We start from the raw sequence: 20,667 nt of genomic DNA, 5'->3' as shown, positions 1-20,667 counted from the left end.
ACACCACAAAATCTAAGGTAGTTGTTATCAGAAGTTCAGGAGACCTGATGATGGACGGCCCGATCAAGCTCGATTTTTCAGAAAAGTACGACGATCAACACGCCCAACGCTATTTGCGCAAACACCAGGAAGGTCTCGGCCGTCGATTGTCCCATTGGCGTGACGAACAACTGGCGCGTAAGGCGCTGGCCCTGGTTGGCGAGCCTGGTCTGGTCCTCGATTTGCCTTGTGGTGCAGGGCGTTTCTGGCCTTTGTTAGCGGAGAAATCCAACCGCGTGATCATCGGTGCCGATAATTCGGAGTCCATGCTGAAGATCGCAACCCAGGCGCAACCGACTGATGTGGTGAAGCGGGTACAACCCTTGCACACATCCGCATTCGACATCGCCTTGCCGGACAACGCCGTCGACAGCATTTTTTGCATGCGCTTGCTCCACCACATCGGTGAAGCCGAGCATCGCATGGCTATTTTGCGTGAATTCGAGCGTGTTTCCCGTGACAGCGTGATCCTTTCGCTGTGGGTCGATGGCAACTTCAAGGCCTGGAAACGCAAGCGGTCGGAAAAAAAACGTGGGCAGGAAGGTTACCAAAACCGGTTTGTGTTACCGGCCGCTACCGTAGAGAAGGAATTTGAGCAGGCGGGTTTCCGCATCCAGGAACAACTGGACTTTTTGCCGCTCTATGCCATGTGGCGAGTTTACGTATTACGCAAGAGGTAACAGGATGGCAGTGCAGTGTGCAGCAGAAACGGAAGTCGTTCCCCAGGACCGCTTCGATTACTTCTGGAATCAGCGCGGTGAATGGGTAGAAGAACCCAACGTCCGTCGCGGCGGGGAAAGCGGCGTTCAACGCCTGATGGGCAGTGATGGTCAACTGCTCTACGTCAAGCGCCAGACCGGGCATATCCATCGTAGCTGGCAGCACCCTTTCGGGCGGCCTACGGTACTGCGCGAGCATGCTGCGCTCATCGGTGTGACCGAGCTTGGCGTACGGGTTCCGGAAATCGTTTTCTGTGGCGCACAGCGCGATCCTGTACACAAGTGGCGTGCCTTGCTGGTCACCAAGTCGCTGGACGGATTCGAGGAAATCGATCGCTGGTACGCCGGTGGCGGTCGCGAGCGTCATGGTGAGGCCATAAACGACCGAGTGCTCAAGGACCTTGCTGAAAACCTGGCTCGCATGCACAAGGGCCGCTGGCAGCACGGTTGCCTTTACGACAAGCACGTATTCGTTCGCGTGACCGGTGAGGGCGAGTCGGCCAAGGTCGAAGTAGCCCTGATCGATCTGGAGAAATGCCGACAGCGTTTGACGGCCAATCGCGCAGCTGCCCATGACTTGAAGCAGTTGCGTCGCCACTCGTCGTTCAGCGACGCAGACTGGAAAAAACTCGTCTATTTTTATGAGACGGCGTTTGGCAGCGCTATCAAGGGTTTATAGCGATGAAACTCGAAATTGCACGAGGTTTGTTTCTGGTAGGAGCCTTGGCAGTTGCATCGATCGCGATGGCAACCTGGGAGCAACCACGCCCCCAGGTTCTCAGCTCGATAAACGCAGAAGAACATTGTCCGTTGCCACGGGTTGCCAAAGCATCCGTGGCCACTCGACCCGATCATGACTTGTTACTGTTCATGTTCGGACTTTCTCAGGGATTGAGGCCGCAGAGTTGAACCGATTGAAGCCAAAATGAAAGGCCTCGCTGATGCGAGGCCTTTTTTATTGGTGCGCCAGGCATGGCGCGTTGCGCGTAAGCGCAACCAGCTTGGCTGTGGTGGCCACGCTGGTGACTTGGAGGTGAAAGTCCTCTACACACCCGGCAAGGGGAAGTGTTAGCCAGAGGCAAGGGTGTCGCGGGTGACTGCGAATCTGAAGGAAGCCCGAGGCAAAATGCTGGCCTGACGAACAGGAAGCGGATAGAGGCGGCGCAGCGGGGTAAGAAGGCCAATATCTTCAAAGCCCGATACTTGCACGGAACGCTGCGACGTAGATCCGACAGGCATAAGCAGGAAGGTCGCGCGAATTACCCTGGGAGATCTGTTTAGCCTGCCATGTGCTACCGGCGTCGCGAGATGACGGGATGGGCGACAGAAGTCAGCAGAGGCCGTAGTAGTTGCTCGAAACCGGAGTAATGAAGGGCTGAACCTGCCATGAGTGGATAGTCGGGTGTGATCTCTGTTGGAGCGTAAAGCAGAAACTCCGCGTAGCGGAGGTCAAGACCATTAGGAGGTAGGAGCCGGAAGCTCCGAGGGCCGGTCTGGGCGCTTAGATACCGCAGGCGACACATCAACGGAACCAAGCTCGCTGACGTTGTTTGTCAGTAGGCAGGAACCGCCGTATACGGAACCGTACGTACGGTGGTGTGAGAGGACGGCGGGGGCAACCCCGCCTCCTACTCGATCCCGAATCCAAGTATCAACGCTCCCACAGGTTTTTCTGCATCAGGATTTATCCGGTTTAGCCAGAATCGTGTAGACGCAAGGCAACACAAACAGGGTGAACAACGTCCCGATCGACATGCCCGTTGCGATGACCGTGCCGATGTCGAACCGGCTGACCGCGCCAGCACCGCTGGCGATGATCAATGGCACCATGCCGAACACCATTGCCGCCGTGGTCATCAGGACCGGACGCAACCGGATGGCCGCCGCTTCCTCCACCGCTTCCCGTGCGGTCAGGCCCTTGTCCTTGCGTAGCTGGTTGGCGAACTCGACGATCAGGATGCCGTGCTTGCTGATCAGCCCGATCAAGGTCACCAGCCCGACCTGGGTATAGATGTTCATGCTCGACCAGCCCAGGAACAGCGGAATCAATGCGCCGCAGATAGACAACGGCACGGTGACCAGGATCACCAGCGGGTCGCGGAAGCTTTCGAACTGGGCCGCCAGCACCAGGAAAATGATCGCCAGCGCCAGGGCAAAGGTGACCCACAGGGCGCTGCCCTCCTGTACGTACTGCCTCGATGCGCCGGCGTAGTCGAAGGCAAAACCGGCGGGTGCCTCTTCCCGGGCGATCTGGTGCACGAGGTCGATGGCTTCCCCCATGCTCACCAGCGGTACGCCGGACAGTATGGCCGAGTTGAGTTGCTGGAACTGGTTCAGCTGTCTCGGTCGAGCACGGTCGGTGACGGTGATCAGGGTCGACAACGCCAACAGTTCGCCCTTGGTGTTTTTCACGTAGTAATTGTTCAGCCAGTCCGGATTGTCACGGAACGGCCGCTCGACCTGGGCAATGACCTTGTAGCTGCGACCTTCAATGGTGAAACGGTTGATCTCGCCTTCACCCAGCAGGGTCGCCAGGGTTCCCCCCAGATCCTGCATGGAAACCCCCATCTGCGCAGCCTTGGCGCGGTCGATATCCACCACCACTTCCGGCTTGTCGAAGGCCAGGTCAACGTGGACAAACGCAAACTTGCCGGATTCCTTCGCACGTTTTTTTACCCGTTCGACCACCTGTAGTAGCAATTCGTAATCTTTGGCAGAGTTGATAACGAACTGGAACGGCACACCTTCACCGGTGCCCGGCAGCGATGGCAGGTTGAAGCCGAAAATCTGCAACCCCGGGATCTTTTCCAGTTTGGCCTGCACCTCGGGCAAGATCGCCATTTGCGTGCGACTGCGCTCGTTCCACGGCTTGAGCAGGAAACCGCCGATGCCTGATTGCACGCCGCTGAAACCGTTGATCTGGAATGACGAGTAGTACTCGGGAAACGCCTTGAAGATCGAGACGAACTCGTCGGTGTAGGTGTTCAGGTAGTCGAGGTTGGTCGGTTGCGGGGCGTTGGCAATCATGAAAATGATGCCCTGGTCCTCATCCGGCGCCAGTTCCGATTTGGTGAACTTGAGAAGGACCGGAATCAGGCACAACACGATCACGGCAAACACCAGTACCACCGGCCGGGTGTTGAGGGTGCCGTGAAGCAGGCTCTGGTAGCGGCGCTTGAGGCGTTCGAAAATCATGTCCAGGCGATGGGCCAGGCCGCTGGGATTCTCGTCGTGACGCAGCAGAAACGCACACATCATCGGCGACAGGGTCAGGGCGACGATACCGGAAATCACCACCGCGCCGGCCAGGGTCAGGGCGAACTCCTTGAATAGCGCCCCGGTCAGGCCGGTCAGGAAACCGATCGGTGCATACACCGCCGCCAGGGTGATGGTCATCGAGACCACCGGCATGGCGATTTCCCGGGCGCCTTCAATGGCGGCGTCGAGCGGTGTCTTGCCTTCCTCGATGTGGCGGTGAATGTTTTCCACCACCACGATGGCGTCGTCCACCACCAGGCCGATGGCCAATACCATCGCCAGCAGGGTGAGCAGGTTGATCGAGTATCCCATCATCTGCATGAAGAACATGACGCCGATCATCGACAGCGGGATGGTCACCACCGGGATCACCACCGACCGCAGGGCGCCAAGGAACAGGAACACCACCACGATCACGATCAGCACCGCTTCGAACAGGGTTTTCACCACTTCGTCGATCGAGGCCTGGATGAACAGGGTGGAGTCGTAGGCGATTTCACTCTTGAGGTTTGGCGGTAGCTGGGCCTCAAGTTCCGGCATGATCTTGCGCACTTCCTTGATCACTTCCAGCGGGTTGGCACCGGGCGTCGCCTTGATGCCTATGTACACCGACGGGGTGCCACCGAACGAGCTGATGGTGTCGTAGTTTTCCGCCCCCATTTCCACACGCGCCACATCGCGCAGCAATACACGGCTGTCGCCATCGACCTTGAGCGGAATCGCCCCGAAGGCTTCGGCGGACTTGAGTTCGGTATTGGCGTTGATACTGGTGACCACGTATTCGCCCTTCACCTCGCCGGCGGCCGAGAGGAAGTTGTACTGGCGCACCGCGTTGGTCACATCGCTGGCACTCAGGCCGAAACCCGCCAGCTTCATCGGGTCAAGCCACAGGCGCATGGCAAATACCTGGTTACCGAGGATCTCGGCTTCGGCCATGCCGGGCAAGGTCGCCAGTTTGGGCTGGATCACCCGTGACAGGTAATCGGTAATCTGCGGGTTGTTCAATTCCTTGCTGAAGTAACTGATGTACATCAGCACTGACGCATTGGCAGACTCTTTGCTCAGTACCGGATCTTCAGCGTCCTGGGGCAGTTGGTTCTTGACTTCGTTGGCCTTGGCCAGCAGTTCGGTAAACAGACGGTCACTATTGGAGCCGATGCGCGCGTAGATCGAGATCACCGAAAAGTTCTGGCGACTGACCGAGGTCATGTAGTCGATGCCCTCGGCGCTGGCCAGGCTTTGCTGCATCGGTTGGGTGATATAGCCCTGGATGGTCTCGGCGTTGGCCCCCGGGTAGGCGGTGGTCACCGTGATCAGGGCGTTTTCCATTTGCGGGTACTGGCGTAGCGGCAGCTTGCTCCAGGCCTGGAAGCCCAGCAGCACGATCAACAGGCTGACCACGGTAGCGAGAACCGGACGGCGGATGAACGGGTCGGTAAAAGCCATGGGAATTCCTTGATCAGTCCGCGCGTGGCGGGCTGTTCTGCCCGGCCAGGGTCTTGTCGTCGCTGATGGCAACGCGTGAGCCGTTATCCAGTTTGAGCTGGCCGGCGGTCACCACTTTCTCGCCGCTCTGCACGCCTTTGGTGATCATCACTTGCCCGTCGCGGCGTTCGCCGGTCTCGACAAAACGCCGTTCGGCGATCAGCACCGGTTGGCCCTTGTCGTCCTTTACCAGGCTGCCATCCTCGGCCTTCTTGGGTACGGCCACATACACCGAGTTGCCGTAGAGCGTGTAGGTAATCGCGCTTTCCGGCACCACGATGCGCGGCTGCGGGTCGGGCAGGAGCACCTGGAGGCTGGCGAACATGCCCGGCATCAACTTGCCATCGGGGTTGGCCAGGGTGGCGCGGACCTGCACGTTACGGGTGCTGTTCTCGACCTTAGGGTTGATTGCACTGATGGTGCCGGGGTACTCCAGGGTTGGATACGCCGCGACAACGACCTTCACTGGCTGGCCGAGCGCAATCTTCGGTACCGACTGCTCGGGCACGAAAAAGTCGACATACAGGCTACTGAGGTCTTGCAGGGTGGCGATCATGGTGCCGCTGGCAACATAGTCGCCGACGTCCACCTGACGAATGCCGATGGTGCCGCTGAACGGCGCGATGATGCGTTTTTTCTCGAGCGCGGCCTTGAGCTGATTGACCGTGGCCCTGCTCTTTTTCAGGACCGCCGAGAGTCGGTCGAACTCACCTTTGGAAATCGCCTGGCTGCCCACCAGCTGGCTGCCACGGTTGTAGTCCAGCTGGGCCAGTCCGAGGTCGGCCAGGGCGGTTTCGAGCAAGGCACTTTCCACCGCGCTGTCGAGCCGGACGATGGGTTGACCGGCCTTGACCTTCTGCCCTGACTCGAACTGGACATCGATGACGGTGCCATCGGTCTCCAGGCTCAGGTCCACGCCCTGCAATGCCTTGAGCGTGCCAACGGTAGGCAGGCGGGCTTGCCATGGGCGCTCGGTGGCGGTGGCCACGGCAACGCTGATGGCCGGTCTGGGCGCAGAGAAGCCTTGAACCATCGTGTAGATCGAGAAGGCTTTGTACGCGGCCAGGACCAGCACAATCAGTAGAACAACACCCAACATGATCAGCATGCGGCGACGCAGCATATCCAGTTCCTTGGAGAAAATCAGGTGAGACAGCGGGGCACATTACCGGGAGTGTAGAGGGTAATCCAACTGCCGTTTTTACAGGTTGTGAGGTATTAGAGGGGTGAAAGCCTGAAAAGATTCGCCGCCTCGGGTCGCGCCTGCGGGGTGTACGTCATCCCGCAGGCGCGGCTCAAAGCGGCGATTTTTTCAATGATTCAGGCCATCAGATGCAGATGGTTGTCCCAGAGCCCTGCGGGTAGCTCCAGTGGTTTTGCGACGAGGTTTGTCTGGCGGCAGTCGTAGTAGCGGCAGCGTCCCTGGCCCGAGGTCACGACAAAACCATCGGCCACGGCGCCGACCCCGGCGCAATCGGGCAGTGGCGCGTCCAGGCGTACCTCACCGCTGTCCAGGTCCCAGATGAAAAAGCGGTTGCCCCGTGGTGCCGTCAACGCCACCAGGCGCAAGTCGCTGTGTACCGCGACGCTGGCGGTGTAGTGCCCCATGGCCTGCAATTGGTGCTCGGGCACCGGGAACGCGACGAAGGGCTGACCGGGCCGCTTGATCGCCAGCAACTCTGACGACTCATGGGCCGCGCCCATGAACTGCTGGCTGGCGACGATGGTGCCGTCGCTGGCGATGGCCAGATGGCGCACGCTGTTCATTTGCTGGGCGAGGGTTTCCTTGCTCAACAGGGTGCCGTCGCGGTGCATCAGGACCAGGCTCGGTTCCATGGCGTTGAGGTTCATCTCCACCCGGCTTTCGGCCTCGGTGCGAATCCCGCCGTTGGCCACCACCAGGGTTTCGCCATCGGGCATCCACGACACTTGGTGCGGACCGAGGCCGTGGGTGGAAATCTCACCGCTGTGCACCAGCCGTTCGCCTTCGAACCTATACACGCCGAGCAGGCCGCGACCCGGGTCGGTAGTGTCGTTTTCGGTGGCGTACAGCCAGTCGCCGCTGTGGTGAATAACCGCGTGTCCGTAGAAGTGTCGGTTCGGCTGCGACACCACGGTTTGCAAGAGCGTGCCGTCGCGCAGGTCGATCAGGTAGCTCTCGGTGCCCGGACGGCGAGCGACGAACAGTGCAATCGGGAGTGTCGGGTGGTTGATGATGTCGTGGCAACGCTGGCCAACCCGGGTGGCGAACACCTGGGTGCCATCGAGCCGATAACCGACGGCGTAATGCTGGCCGTCGGTATCGTCCCGTGCCGAAAGCAACAACGGACTCTGGTCCTTTTGCTTGAACAGCTTCCAGCCGCCCAGCGTCACTGCACCCAGCAGCAAACTACCTAATGTCAGAACCTGGCGTCGCAGCATGGAACTGGCCCTCATCAGTCACCGTCGTTGGCGTTGAAGCCCAGTTGGATGCCCAATGCCTTGGCCAGATCGGCCTCGTGCAGGCGATGGACGACGTTGAGGCTGTCATACAGCTCGTTGAGTTGCTGGCGGCCGGCCTCGTCATTGAGCATGTCGGTCAGCGAACGCTGGTTGCCGGCAAACAGTTTCAGCGAGGCGGCATAGGCCGCATCGATCTTGTCGGCCAACGGCTTCTGCTGGCTCGGCAACAGGCCGCGCAGGCCTTTGTTGTCCACACCTTCCCAGACGGTCCTGGCGGCCGCGAGGCTGGCTTCCAGGCTGGTCAGGGACGCCTGGCTGCGCCATGCATCGGCCTGGAACGGTTGCGGCACGCCCTTGGTCTGGCGGCCCATCGGCGTGCCGAGTTTTTTCTTCAGGGTGTCGATGGCGGTGACTTGCACGCGTAGCAGATCGGCGATCGCTTCGTGGGAGTCCGCATAACGCTGGTTCGGGAATTTGCTCATTTGCGCGAGCATGCCGTCGGTGTTGTTCCAGGTTTGCAGAATCTCTTCGGCCAATTGCTTCTGGCGTTCGCCGATGGCGATCAGCAGCGGGCAGTATTTGCTCTTCTGCTCAGCGTTGGCCACGTCAGGCTTGCTGTCGAACAGAATGTATTCGTACGCCGAGAGCCCCTGTACCACAACGCTGGACTTGGCCAGGGCGGCGGCATCGATTTGCGGTTGGGCGGTGACCAGTTGCTCGACCTGACGGCCGACCAGGTTTTTCTTGTCCGGCCAGAATTGCACTTGCCACGAACGGTTGCCTTCGGCCAATGGCCCGATCAGCAGCGGTTGCAACTCGGCCCAGGCTTTTTGCGCGTGCAGGAAGTCGGCACGGGCGGTTTCCAGGTTTTCCTTGCCTTCGCAGTAGGCGAGGGCGCTGACCGCCAATTGACGGTCGGCTTCAACCCAGCGGGTGTAGGTCGGCAGGATCACCGACTTGGCGATGGCCGCCGACGTGACCGCTTGCGGGTCCTGGGGCGAACAGGCGCCCAGGGCGAGTGCGGCAAGGCTGGTGAACAACAATTTGGGACGGAACATGTCGGGCTCCCGCGAGTGGAATGCGTGTTAAAGGGAATTCAGGAACGCCAGCAGCGCAGCGCGTTGCTCGGCATTGAAAGACAAAACCTGTTGCTGTGCCGCAGTCGCCTCGCCGCCATGCCAGAGCACGGCTTCGAGCAGGTTGCGGGCGCGGCCGTCGTGCAGGAACTGGGTGTGGCCGCTGACCGCCTGTGTCAGGCCGATGCCCCACAACGGCGGGGTACGCCATTGGCGGCCGCTGGCCTGGAACTCGGTACGGTTGTCGGCCAGGCCGTCGCCCATGTCATGCAACAGCAGATCGCTGTACGGGCGAATCACTTGATTGGCCAGTTCAGGTTCGGCGGCGTTGGCGGCGGTGGTGTATTTCGGTGTGTGACAGGACTGGCAACCGGCCTGATAAAACAAAGTCTTGCCGACCAGCACTTCTGGCGCGTTGACGTCACGGCGGGCGGGTACGGCGAGGTTACGGCTGTAGAACAGCACCAGGCGCAGGATGTTGTCGCTGACTTCCGGCTCGTCATTCGGGCCGTTGCCACTGGGTGCCTGTTTGCAGGCCGTTTGCGCGTCCGTGCAGTCATCAAAGGGTCTAAGGCTGGTGGTGAGCCCCATATCACCCGAAAACGCGTGGACATTCTGCTGATTGAGGTTTGGTTGTCCGGCTTTCCAGCCAAATCGTCCCAGAACGGTCTTTTGCTGGGCGTCATCCCAGACCTGGTTCGGGCGTCCTGCAATGCCTTTGTTCGCCTTGGCCTGTGCCTCGGCATTGGCCAGGATCGCCTCCTCGGGGATCGCTTCGAGCAGACCCAGGCCAATCATCGGCGGCGCCACGCGGGCCGAGAAACGGGTTTCGGGGTGCATCGGGCCGTAGCCCAGCTGGGTGATGTTCAGGCTCGGTTTACGCAACTCGACTTCGGTGCCGTCCTTGAAGCGAACCGGCACGGGGGTGTAGTCGACCCGTACTTTACCTTCGGGGGCCACGCCGGGTACGGCCATGTCCTGGAACTGGCCGCCGTAGACAGGCTCCGGCACCACGCCGAGCTGTTCGATGACCTTGGCATACGCCGGGGCGTCGGGAATCGACAGGCGTACCAGCATCGACACGGCGTTCACATCGTCGGGAGTCGGCGGATGGCCGCGGCCGTCCTTGATGTGGCAGCCCTGGCAGGCATTGGTGTTGAACAGTGGGCCGAGGCCATCGCGAGCGGTCGTCGTCGATGGCGCGATCACCCAGGGGCTGCGGAAGAAGCTGTTGCCGACACTGAAATCCACACGCCGTGACGGCGGCAGATTCGCCGACGGCATGGAAAACGCGTTCTGATCGGTCTTGCGCACTGTCGCACTGCCGCCGGAGCGGGCTTCACCGGGTTCGGCCTGGGTGAATTTCGGGGCGTCATCGCAGGCACTCAGGCCCAGGGCCAGAAACAGTGCGGACAAGCGAAGAGGCAGCGAGGGCATCAGACATCCTGCAAGACGAGCAAAACAAGGGCGCAAAGTCTAACAGGGGATGGGAATTTGAATAAGAGGAATTATCGTTTGCTTGATGTGGGACAGGATTTTCACTTGAGACCGCGGTGCAGCCATCGCGGGCAAGCCACGCTCCCACAGGGATTGAAGGTGTACACAGAGACAGTGAACGCCAGAGAACCTGTGGGAGCGGGCTTGCCCGCGATGAGGCCTCCAGCATCACCCTAAAAACCGATGTAAAAAAGGCGACCCGAAGGTCGCCTTTTTACTCACTCAGCCAGCGTTGATCAGAATTCGTGATCAGCGTTGTCCGGGTTCAGGTCGTTGATGCCCAGTTTGCCAGCGGCGGCTTCGATCGAACCGGTCTGCTTGACCAGGGACGCGATGGCGTCACGGACGATCTGATTGCCCGCGGTGTTGCCGGCAGCGATCAACTGGTCGTAGTGCTCACCCTTGTTGGCGTGATCAACCATGAGCTGGATCTTGGCTTCGGTGGCGGCCAGGTCGTCTTTGAGCGCGGTGTCGGCAGTCGGGTCGGCTTTGGCCACCAGGGACGACAGGCTGGCGCCGGTCATTTTGGTGCCGTCGACGCGAGTGTATTCGCCCAGGTACACGTTACGAATGCCCTTGGCATCGTAGAAGTGCGAGTTGTGGGTGTTGTCGCTGAAGCAATCCTGTTCGTCTTCCGGGGAGTTGGCTTCCAGGGAAACCTTCATGCGCTCGCCCGCCAGTTCGCCCAGGGACAGACTACCCATGCCGAACAGCATTTTGCGCAGGCCGGATTCAGCCGGTTCTGCTTCCAGGGTAGCGCGGTAGTTGTCGGCCACGTTCGGCTTCCAGTTACCGACCATTTCTTCCAGGTCGCTGACCAGCAGCTGAGTCACGGACTTCAGGTAGGCACGACGACGATCGTTGTGACCGCCGGTAGCGCCTTTGCCTTCCAGGTAGTCCGAAGCCGGACGGTTGCCAGCACCTGGGCCGGTACCGTTCAGGTCCTGGCCCCAGAGCAGGAATTCGATGGCGTGGTAGCCGGTGGCGACGTTGGCCTCGGAACCGCCCAGCTCGTTCAGGCTGGCGAGTTTTTCCGGGGTGATGTCTTTGACATCGACCTTGTCTTCGCCGATCTGGACTTCGGTGTTGGCGATGATGTTGGCAGTGGCACCCGGGTTGCCCAGGGCGTGTTCGTAGGATTTGTCGACATAGTCGATCAGGCCTTCGTCCAGCGGCCAGGAGTTCAGCTGACCTTCCCAGTCGTCAACGATGGTGTTGCCGAAGCGGAACACTTCACTCTGCAGGTAAGGTACGCGAGCGGCAACCCAGGCAGCCTTGGCGGCTTTCAGGGTGTCGGCGTTCGGCTTGGCGAGGAAGGCGTCGACGGCGGTTTGCAGGGTCTTCGCGGTGGATTCGGCATCGCTGTAGACGGCGAACACGATGTCGGCGTAATGGGCGACAACGGCTTTGGCAGCGGCTTCGTCGACTTTACCGGCAGCGGCAGGCACAGCGGCTGGAGCAGCCGGGGCAGCCGCAGTGCTGGCAGCTGGCGCGGCAGCTTTTTCTTGGTCTTTACCTTCGCCGCAACCGGCGAGGGAAATAGCGATGGCCAACAGACTGGCGGTAGCCAGAGGCATACGAATCATGGCGAACATCCTGCTTCGATAGAGGTGGAGTCGTGCAATGCACACGCAAAACTGCGACATAATGCAAATCTTTCGCATTATGTGTAAAGGGTTGTACCTGTAAATATTTCTTATTCAGCGAATGGTTTGCTGCAAATCAAGGGATCGCTCGAGCGGCTGAACGCCGCCGTGCGGTTCTTGACGATTCAGAGGATGGCCGCATTACTGCGTTGGGCCTGCTTGAGGTAAACGCCCAGCTCCCGTGCCGGCAAAGGCTTGCTGTAGTGATAGCCCTGACCTTCGTGGCAGCCTTCGGAAATGATGTAGGCCTCTTGCTCGGCGGTTTCCACACCTTCGGCAATCACCTGCATGCCCAGGCTCTTGCCCAGTTGGATGATGGCGCGAACGATGGTCGCATCGTCGTCGTCATCGAGCAGGTCCTGTACGAAGCTCTTGTCGATCTTGATCTTGTCCAGCGGCAGGCTCTTGAGATAGCTCAAGGACGAATAGCCGGTTCCGAAGTCGTCGATGGCGATCAGCGCGCCGGAGCGGCGCAGGCTGAGCAAGTGCTGGGCCGCGGTGCTGATGTCTTCCATCAGGCCGGTTTCGGTGACTTCCAGCTCCAGGCTGCGCGGTGGCAGGCGGTACATCTGCAGCAGATTGTTGACCACCCGTGGCAGTTCGGCGTGGTGCAATTGAACCGTAGACAGGTTCACCGCCATGCGCAGGTCGGAGAAGCCCTGGTCGTGCCACTCGCGCAGTTGTTTGCAGGCCTGGTCCAGCACCCATTCGCCGATGGCAATGATGGTACCGTTCTGTTCGGCCAGCGGGATGAACAGGTCCGGCGGCACCAGACCGTGCTCGGGGTGTTGCCAGCGAATCAGGGCTTCGACGCCCACCACGCGGTTGTCGCGATAGCTGATCTGCGGTTGGTAGACGAGGTAGAACTGATTGCGGATCAACGCATCGCGCAGGTCTTTTTCCAGCTCGCGGCGGCGACGCATTTCGGTGTCGACGCTGGCGATATAGAACTGATAGCGGTTGCGCGAACGGGTCTTGGCCAGCGTCATGGTCTGCTCGGCCTTCTGCAGCAATTTCTCGGTGCTGTTGCCATCCTCGGGGAACAGGGTGATGCCGATGGTGGCGCGCAGGCGTATCTCCTGATGGTCGAGGGCAAACGCCGCTTCCAGGTCATCGAGAATGCTTTGCGCCAGCTCGGCGGCTTCGTAGGGCTGCTCGATATCGGCCTGGACCAGGGCGAACTGGTCGCCACCGAGGCGGGCGAGGGCGCCGAGGCGACCGCTATGACCGCGTAGGCGATCGGCCAGGGCCAGTAGCAACTGGTCGCCGGTCTGGTAGCTGAACTGCTCGTTGATGCCCTTGAAGTCATCGAGACCGACACACAGCACCGCGACCCGGCGCTGTAACTTGCCGGCGTCGATTAGGATCTTGTCCAGTTGCTGCTGCAATTGCTGCCGGTTCGGCAGCCCCGTCAGGAAATCGTACTGGGACATGCGCACCAGGCTGTTTTCCGCTTCGTGGCGCAGATGGGTATTGCGTTCGATGGATTCGAGCAACTGGTTGGCGGTGTTGATCCAGATGCCCAGTTCGTTGTTCTCGTGCCCCTTGAGCAGCGGGATCTTGTGCTCGCTGGGACGATCCGGATTGATTTCCGTGAGGTGCTCGATGATCCGCGACAGCGGCTTGGTCAGCAGCCAGTGGTAGACCAGATACAACACCAGCCCCATGGCGAGTGCGCGCAGGACGCCCGAGATGAAGATGATCACCGAGCTGACAATGAATCCTTGGCCGTAGTTGGCGGTATCGAGAGTGATGCTCAGGTCGCCGTAATACTCGCTGTAGGGCCCGCGGCCGACCAGCTGGGTGGTGAAGGTGCGTTCCTTGCCAAGAATCAGGTCGGTCAGCCAGCGACTGTTGGAGTGCTGCAATTCGCGGGTTTTTTGCGCGAGCATGGCTTCGTTGGGATGGCCGATGGAGGCCTGGCGTACGGCTTCGTCCTGAAACAGGCCTTCGATCACCTGCATGCCCATTTCCCGGTCCAGGCTATAGACGGCCTGGGTCGAAGGGTCGCGAAACATGTCGAGGATGCGTTCGGCATCGCTGGCGACGGCCTGGCGTGTTTTATAGGCATCGAACACAATCTGCGCGCAGCTCAAGACCACGCCGACGATCAATGCCGACAGGAGTACGACCCGGAGCAACTTCACCGACAAGCTGTTCTTGAGTTCCAGCTTCAAAGGGTTATTCCTTGTTCCGTGCGGGTAGCATCAAGTTGCCATGAGTATTGGCAATCCCGTGATGGCAGTCAAAGGGACAATCATCCTCGGGGGATTTTGCCTGCTGCTTGGCCGATTTGCAGTTGTCCTGGCGAGTTAGCCTATTAGTACTGTGTCGGTTGTCGAGTCCTTCAACTTGAGGGGCGGGGGTGGAGATATTTTCCTTTTGTTGATGTTAGTCGTCCGCGGCGGGGGAGCAAGGGCCGCAAGGCTTGTTTCATCGTCGGAAAATGCCTTGGATTCGGTAGGTTGTTTTGGAATTTCAACGGAGAGGGACATATCCATTTCTTCGGTAACGGCGGCTTATGGTTCCGCTCTTACAGCGGGTCACTTTTGGCAAACGCCCCAAAAGTAACCAAAAGGTCTCGCCCCTTACGTACGGCCCCTCGCTAAGGCTCGGGGTTCCTTCGCTGCGGTATTCATCCGGGGGCATTGCCCTCCGGTCGGCTTCGCTTCGACCTTTATGCAATGAGTTCGACTGCGTCGAACGGCGCTGCGCGCCAATCCCCGGATGAACACCTCCGCTCAGCCTGCCGAGGGGGCGGGTGGATCAAGATCAAGAGCTGCAGGCGAGCTAACGCTCGGCCTGATGAGTGGTGAGAAGCGTGGGTGTACGCTGGTCTGCCTTTGCTTTTCTGTGGGAGCGAGCTTGCTCGCGATGGCGGCCTGACAGCCGACCAATCTCCCACGCCTCTAAGCTGATCGTTCCCACGCTCCCGCGTGGGAATGCTGCCAGAGACGCTCCGCGTTACGTTTTTGCGAGTTAGAGCGGTGTAGGAAAGCGCCAGAAGTTTCCCACGCAGTTTTCAGGTTGCCCGTCGGAAGCGGACTCAATAGCCTTTGGCTGTCGCTGAAAACTCAGCGATCGGGTGTGAGAACCCGGCTACTTATGGTCATCCAGAACCTGTGCACGCATAATCGCCGCCAGCTAGTCCGCTGTCTGTAAATGCGTCATGGCGGCTGTGTGCGGGCAGACTTAGGTCTGGTCCGGGTGTCCATACCGGTTTCTCACCTCGCACATAGCTGCCACCTCTTCACCGCGTGAGAAACGGCTAGTGGTGGCCCCAGCGCTAGAGGAATGGTTTTATGGACAAATTAATCCCCGATCCCCCCTACAACACCACCAAACCCTACACCCCCAACACCATGTTCATGATCGTCCCGGATATGGATACCGAATCCCTGCTGGCCCACGCTTGTGAGTCATTGGCTTCGGCCAACGTCATGGCGAGTGATTTCGCCCGAAAACGAGAAAAGCCCTGCAAGCGTAAACCTGCAGGGCTTCTCGGTCAGGCTGACCATCTCATTAAACCCGGCTAAAAAGCCGGGTTCTTTTGACTGGCGTCGAGCTTAAGCGGTGAAGGTTTTGCCTTCGAACTGCTCAGCCACGAACTTCCAGTTGACCAGGTTCCAGAACGCTTCGACATACTTTGGACGCAGGTTGCGGTAGTCGATGTAGTAAGCGTGTTCCCAGACGTCGCAGGTCAGCAGCGGGGTGTCGCCGTTGGTCAGCGGGTTGCCGGCGCCGATGGTGCTGGCCAGGGCCAGGGAACCGTCAGCCTTCTTCACCAGCCAGCCCCAACCGGAACCGAAGGTGCCGATGGAAGTCTTGCTGAACTCTTCCTTGAACTTGTCGAACGAACCGAAAGCCGCGTTGATGGCTTCAGCCAGAGCGCCGGTTGGTTGACCGCCGGCGTTTGGCGCCAGGCAGTTCCAGTAGAAAGTGTGGTTCCAGACCTGAGCGGCGTTGTTGAAGATACCGCCCGAGGAAGTCTTGACGATTTCTTCCAGGGTCTTGCCTTCGAACTCGGTGCCTGGCACCAGGTTGTTCAGGTTCACGACGTAGGTGTTGTGGTGCTTGTCGTGGTGGAACTCCAGTGTTTCCTTGGAGATGTGCGGCTGCAGGGCATCGTGTGCGTACGGCAGTGGCGGCAATTCGAAAGCCATGATGATTCTCCTAATCAGGTCAGTTGCGGTGAGCGCAAGGCCGATCACGGGCGGCCAGACAAGCGCCGGGGAGTTTGTACTCTTTGCGGCGCAGGGAGTCGGATCATAGCACCGGGGGGGCGGCATAACCACGCAACAACTGTGTGGAATAGAGGTTCCGCGAATCAGCTGGTCGCGATCAACTGCAGCGCTACGGCAAACATCATCATAGCCACCAACAGATCGAGTATTCGCCAGGTGCTGGGCCGGGCGAGCCACGGTGCCAGCCATGCCGCACCGAGCGCCAGGGTGAAGAACCACAGCAGCGAGGCACTGGCCGCGCCGACGACATAAGCGCCGGGCTCGGTTTGTTGTGCGCCCAGGGAGCCGATCAGCAAAACGGTGTCCAGATAGACATGCGGATTGAGCAAGGTCACCGCCAGCGCGCTGAGCATGACCGCCCGCAGCGAGCGTACGGTTTGGCCTTCGCCTTGCTCAAGGCTCTGTTTCGAAAAGGCGCGGCGCAGTGCCTGGCTGCCGTACCACAACAGGAACGCTGCGCCGCCCCAACGGGCGATGGCCAACAGCGTCGGATTCTGCGCCAGCACCGTCGCCAGGCCGAATACCCCGGCGGCCACCAACAGGGCGTCGCAGGCCACGCAGAGCGCCGCCACCGGCAGGTGATGTTCACGCCGCAGGCTTTGCGCCAGGACAAACGCATTCTGGGTGCCGATCGCCATGATCAGGCCGAAGGCCACGAGCAGCCCGTTCACATAACTTTGCCACATGATTTTTTACTCCGCGTTGGCTGCCAGATCCCGCAGCACTAGCAGGGCTCGGTCGGCGTCGGCCTGGCCGACAAACAAATGGTCGTGGTAGTAGCCGGCAATCACGTTGCAGCTGATTCCTGCCTGGCCAAGCGCCGTGGCGAATGCAGCGGTCAGGCCGACCGCTTCGAGGGCCGAATGTACGTTCAAGGTGATCCAGGCGGCGATGTAGTCGAAGCTGAATCCGGCTTTTTCGGCGTGGGAACGCTCGAGAATCACGGTCAGGCCTTCCTGCTCGCGGAAGCTGCCGACAATCTCCAGATCCTTGGGCAACTTGCCGTCGCGCAAGGTGCAGAACACGTATTCGCCGGCGTTGAGTTGCGGGCTCATGCTGCGCAGCAGCGTTGCCAATGAAGTTTCGCCAGCCATGTGGATGATCCTTGTTCAAGAGTTCTTGCTGGTCATTGTCCTTGTGAAGGCTGTATAAGAAAAACCAATCTTGCTGATCGCTCATTAGGAAAACTGATGTTCGACTATAAATTGCTTTCTGCCCTGGCCGCCGTGGTCGAACAGGCTGGTTTTGAACGGGCGGCCCAAGTGCTGGGCTTGTCGCAATCGGCGATATCCCAGCGCATCAAGTTGCTGGAAGCGCGGGTTGGCCAGCCGGTGCTGGTGCGGGCCACGCCGCCAACGCCGACGGAAATCGGTCGACGGTTGCTCAACCACGTGCAGCAGGTGCGATTGCTTGAACGGGATTTGCAAAGCCTGGTGCCGGCGCTGGATGAAGAGGGCCTGCCGGAACGCCTGCGGATCGCCCTGAACGCCGACAGCCTGGCCACCTGGTGGGCGCAGGCGGTGGGCGAGTTTTGCGCCGAACAGCATCTGCTGATGGATCTGGTGGTCGAAGACCAGACCGTCGGCCTCAAGCGCATGCGCGCCGGTGAAGTGGCGGCCTGCGTTTGCGCCAGCGAGCGGCCGGTGGCAGGTGCGCGCAGCGTGTTGCTGGGGGCCATGCGTTACCGTGCGCTGGCCAGCCCTGCGTTCATTGCCCGGCATTTTCCGCAAGGCGTACGCGCCGATCAGTTGGCCCGAACCCCGGCGCTGGTGTTTGGCCCGGACGATTTCCTGCAGCATCGCTACCTCGCGTCCCTCGGCGTCGAGGGTGGATTCGAACACCATTTGTGCCCGTCCTCCGAAGGTTTCATTCGTCTGACGGAGGCCGGGCTGGGCTGGGGTCTGGTTCCGGAACTGCAGGTGCGCGAGCAACTGGAAAGGGGGGTATTGCAGGAGCTGCTGCCAGATAAGCCGATCGATGTGCCTCTGTACTGGCATCATTGGCGTAATGGCGGCCAGTTGCTGGGGCTGCTCACCGATCAATTAGTCAGCGCATCGAAGCAATGGCTGGTGCCTTGGAAGCAGCCTTAAGCGTCAAGCTGCAAGCTGCAAGTGAAGCGCTTGCGGACCGTTTTTAACTTGCAGCTTGCAGCTTGAAGCTCGTGGCTGCATTTGTTGGAGCAATTCATGAAGATTCTGGTTACCGGCGCAAGCGGCTTCATCGGCGGGCGCTTTGCGCGTTTTGCCCTGGAGCAGGGCCTGGACGTGCGGGTCAACGGTCGCCGGGCCGAGAGCGTGGAGCATCTGGTACGCCGGGGAGCCGAGTTCATCCAGGGTGACTTGAGCGACCCGGAACTGGCGCGCGAGCTGTGCTCGGACGTCGAGGCCGTGGTGCATTGCGCCGGTGCCGTCGGTTTGTGGGGCCGCTATCAGGACTTCCAGCAGGGCAACGTCCAGGTCACCGAGAACGTGGTCGAAGCCTGCCTGAAGCAACGGGTTCGGCGGCTGGTGCATTTGTCGTCGCCGTCGATCTACTTCGATGGTCGCGATCATCTGGGCCTGACTGAAGAACAGGTGCCCAAACACTTTAAGCACCCTTACGCCGCCACCAAGTACCTGGCCGAACAAAAAGTCTTCGGTGCCCAGGAGTTCGGTCTCGAAACCTTGGCCCTGCGCCCGCGTTTCGTCACTGGGGCCGGAGACATGAGCATCTTCCCGCGTCTGCTGAACATGCAGCGCAAGGGACGCCTGGCAATCATCGGCAACGGTCTGAACAAAGTTGATTTCACCAGCGTGCAAAATCTTAACGAGGCGTTGCTCAGCAGTTTGCTGGCCAGCGGTTCCGCGTTGGGCAAGGCCTACAACATCAGCAACGGCACGCCGATTCCCCTGTGGGACGTGGTTAATTACGTCATGCGCAACATGGAAGTCCCACAGGTCACCCGCTACCGTTCCTACGGCCTGGCCTACAGCATGGCGGCGCTCAACGAGGGCGTGTGCAAGTTGTGGCCGGGGCGCCCCGAGCCGACGCTGTCGCGTCTGGGCATGCAGGTCATGAACAAAAATTTCACCCTGGACATCAGCCGCGCCCGGCATTATCTGGATTACGATCCCAAGGTCAGTCTCTGGACGGCGCTCGATGAATTCTGTGGCTGGTGGAAGGCCCAGGCTGTTCGCTGACGCTCGAACAACGATCCCTGACTGAACCGGATTCGGGCTTGGGGGTCAATGGTTGCGGCTGTGGGGTTTATACTGCGCGGCATTAAGCCACTATGTGATTCACTAAGGTTGATTCAATGTCCATGCGAAACGATGCCAACGACGACTTCGATGATGTACCGAGCCTGCGTGCAGACGTTCTCGATGACGACTTTGCGCCCACCGCCCGCACGGTCGTGCATTCGCGCACGGCGCCGGTGGTGAAGGTCAAGGCGGCGAGTACCGGTGCCTTGTGGGCGTTGGTCGGGGCGTTGTTCTTTGCGTTCGCGGGCCTGGCCTGGTGGAGTTTTCAGCAGATCTCCCTGATGGAACAGCAACTGGTGGCGACCCAGGAAAGCTTCGCGCGAATCAGTGAGGAAGCGGCAGGGCGCCTGCAGGATATTTCCGGCAAGGTTGTTGCCAGCCAGACCAGTGTCAACACCGACAGCGAGGCCTTGAAGCTGCAAATCCGCCAGCTGGAAAGCAAGCTCCAGGACCAGAACGCCCAGCAGCAAGGTGTTGCCGGCCAGGCCTCGGACCTGGACAAGCGACTGGCACAAATGACCGCGCAAACCACCGAACTGGACAAGCGCCTGGTGCAATTGACTGCCCAGGACACCGAACATCAGACGGCCAATACGCAGTTGCAGGCCCAGGTCAAAGCCTTGAGTGCTGAACTGGCCGCCCTGAAAAGTGCCCCGTCGGACTCGGAAAAATTCGATGCACAGTTGAAAAACCTGGGCGCCGATGTTGCCGCACTGAAGAAGCAAGGCAATCCGAGCGCTGCCATCGAGCGTCTTGAACAAGACATGATCGTGCTCAAGAGCGTGCAGGACAACCGTCCGGCGGTCACACAGGGCTCGACCAACACGGCCGAGTTCGATGCCTTCCGCAGCCAGGTCACCCGCAACATCAATACCCTTCAGGCGCAGATCCAGAACCTTCAACAGCAACTGCGCGCCCGACAGTAATTGTCTGCTCCAGAAGCATTTGTGGCGAGGGAGCTTGCTGTGGCGAGGGGGCTTGCCCCCGTTCGGCTGCGTAGCAGTCGTAAATCCGGTAGC

17 protein-coding genes are annotated in these 20,667 nt (G+C 60.0%); 7 read left to right on the top strand and 10 right to left on the bottom strand.

Features of this window, described 5'->3' with window-relative positions; all coding sequences use genetic code 11:
• Positions 1-50 precede the first annotated feature (50 nt).
• Genes KGA96_RS22360 through KGA96_RS22350 form a run of 3 tightly spaced genes read left to right on the top strand, consistent with a single transcriptional unit; the run spans position 51 to position 1,667 of the window.
• Complete coding sequence (locus KGA96_RS22360) at positions 51-719, top strand: class I SAM-dependent methyltransferase (protein ID WP_046043609.1); 669 nt, start codon at positions 51-53, stop codon at positions 717-719.
• Positions 720-723: 4 nt separating this feature from the next.
• Positions 724-1,437: a lipopolysaccharide kinase InaA family protein gene (locus KGA96_RS22355; RefSeq protein WP_223514992.1), complete on the top strand. Its 714-nt coding sequence runs from the start codon at positions 724-726 to the stop codon at positions 1,435-1,437.
• A gap of 2 nt (positions 1,438-1,439) precedes the next feature.
• Entirely contained in the window at positions 1,440-1,667 is a 228-nt protein-coding gene (locus KGA96_RS22350; protein ID WP_080925402.1) for a hypothetical protein, read from the top strand.
• A 768-nt stretch (positions 1,668-2,435) separates the two neighbouring features.
• Here KGA96_RS22350 and KGA96_RS22345 read toward each other — a convergent pair.
• The 7 genes from KGA96_RS22345 to KGA96_RS22315 all read right to left on the bottom strand — a co-directional run bounded on the left by KGA96_RS22345 (position 2,436) and on the right by KGA96_RS22315 (position 14,339).
• A complete protein-coding gene (locus KGA96_RS22345; protein WP_046042136.1) occupies positions 2,436-5,462 on the bottom strand; it encodes a multidrug efflux RND transporter permease subunit in 3,027 nt (1,008 codons plus the stop codon).
• A 13-nt stretch (positions 5,463-5,475) separates the two neighbouring features.
• Complete coding sequence (locus KGA96_RS22340; RefSeq protein WP_046042137.1) at positions 5,476-6,624, bottom strand: efflux RND transporter periplasmic adaptor subunit; 1,149 nt, start codon at positions 6,622-6,624, stop codon at positions 5,476-5,478.
• A 197-nt stretch (positions 6,625-6,821) separates the two neighbouring features.
• Positions 6,822-7,922, bottom strand: coding sequence for a DUF1513 domain-containing protein (locus tag KGA96_RS22335; protein ID WP_223514989.1), 1,101 nt, complete (start codon positions 7,920-7,922; stop codon positions 6,822-6,824).
• A 14-nt stretch (positions 7,923-7,936) separates the two neighbouring features.
• Positions 7,937-9,001 carry an imelysin family protein gene (locus tag KGA96_RS22330; RefSeq protein WP_046042139.1) on the bottom strand — a complete coding sequence of 355 codons (1,065 nt, stop codon included), beginning with the start codon at positions 8,999-9,001 and terminating at the stop codon, positions 7,937-7,939.
• Between the two features lie 27 nt (positions 9,002-9,028).
• On the bottom strand, positions 9,029-10,456 hold the full coding sequence (locus KGA96_RS22325) for a di-heme oxidoredictase family protein (protein WP_223514986.1): 1,428 nt from the start codon (positions 10,454-10,456) through the stop codon (positions 9,029-9,031).
• Between the two features lie 296 nt (positions 10,457-10,752).
• Positions 10,753-12,102 carry an imelysin family protein gene (locus KGA96_RS22320; protein ID WP_046042368.1) on the bottom strand — a complete coding sequence of 450 codons (1,350 nt, stop codon included), beginning with the start codon at positions 12,100-12,102 and terminating at the stop codon, positions 10,753-10,755.
• 185 nt (positions 12,103-12,287) lie between these two features.
• On the bottom strand, positions 12,288-14,339 hold the full coding sequence (locus KGA96_RS22315; RefSeq protein ID WP_046042141.1) for a putative bifunctional diguanylate cyclase/phosphodiesterase: 2,052 nt from the start codon (positions 14,337-14,339) through the stop codon (positions 12,288-12,290).
• A gap of 1,125 nt (positions 14,340-15,464) precedes the next feature.
• Here KGA96_RS22315 and KGA96_RS22310 point away from each other — a divergent pair.
• Entirely contained in the window at positions 15,465-15,698 is a 234-nt protein-coding gene (locus KGA96_RS22310; RefSeq protein ID WP_046042142.1) for a DUF6124 family protein, read from the top strand.
• A 30-nt stretch (positions 15,699-15,728) separates the two neighbouring features.
• Here KGA96_RS22310 and KGA96_RS22305 read toward each other — a convergent pair whose 3' ends face one another.
• The 3 genes from KGA96_RS22305 to KGA96_RS22295 all read right to left on the bottom strand — a co-directional run bounded on the left by KGA96_RS22305 (position 15,729) and on the right by KGA96_RS22295 (position 17,500).
• Positions 15,729-16,325 carry a superoxide dismutase gene (locus tag KGA96_RS22305; protein WP_008022038.1) on the bottom strand — a complete coding sequence of 199 codons (597 nt, stop codon included), beginning with the start codon at positions 16,323-16,325 and terminating at the stop codon, positions 15,729-15,731.
• A gap of 164 nt (positions 16,326-16,489) precedes the next feature.
• Positions 16,490-17,092, bottom strand: coding sequence for a LysE/ArgO family amino acid transporter (locus KGA96_RS22300; protein ID WP_046042143.1), 603 nt, complete (start codon positions 17,090-17,092; stop codon positions 16,490-16,492).
• Between the two features lie 6 nt (positions 17,093-17,098).
• Positions 17,099-17,500, bottom strand: coding sequence for an ACT domain-containing protein (locus KGA96_RS22295; RefSeq protein ID WP_046042144.1), 402 nt, complete (start codon positions 17,498-17,500; stop codon positions 17,099-17,101).
• Between the two features lie 96 nt (positions 17,501-17,596).
• Between KGA96_RS22295 and KGA96_RS22290 the strand changes: the two genes are divergently transcribed.
• The 3 genes from KGA96_RS22290 (at position 17,597) to KGA96_RS22280 (ending at position 20,574) form a co-directional block, all read left to right on the top strand.
• Positions 17,597-18,496, top strand: coding sequence for a LysR family transcriptional regulator ArgP (locus KGA96_RS22290; protein ID WP_046042145.1), 900 nt, complete (start codon positions 17,597-17,599; stop codon positions 18,494-18,496).
• 96 nt (positions 18,497-18,592) lie between these two features.
• Entirely contained in the window at positions 18,593-19,585 is a 993-nt protein-coding gene (locus KGA96_RS22285; RefSeq protein ID WP_046042146.1) for an NAD-dependent epimerase/dehydratase family protein, read from the top strand.
• Between the two features lie 116 nt (positions 19,586-19,701).
• Positions 19,702-20,574, top strand: coding sequence for an ATPase (locus tag KGA96_RS22280; protein WP_223464892.1), 873 nt, complete (start codon positions 19,702-19,704; stop codon positions 20,572-20,574).
• The last annotated feature ends 93 nt before the right edge of the window (positions 20,575-20,667 follow it).

This window comes from Pseudomonas sp. GL-R-26 (assembly GCF_019947365.1).
In the GTDB taxonomy this organism is placed as follows: Bacteria; Pseudomonadota; Gammaproteobacteria; order Pseudomonadales; family Pseudomonadaceae; genus Aquipseudomonas.
This window is presented reverse-complemented; position numbering and strand designations above follow the sequence as displayed.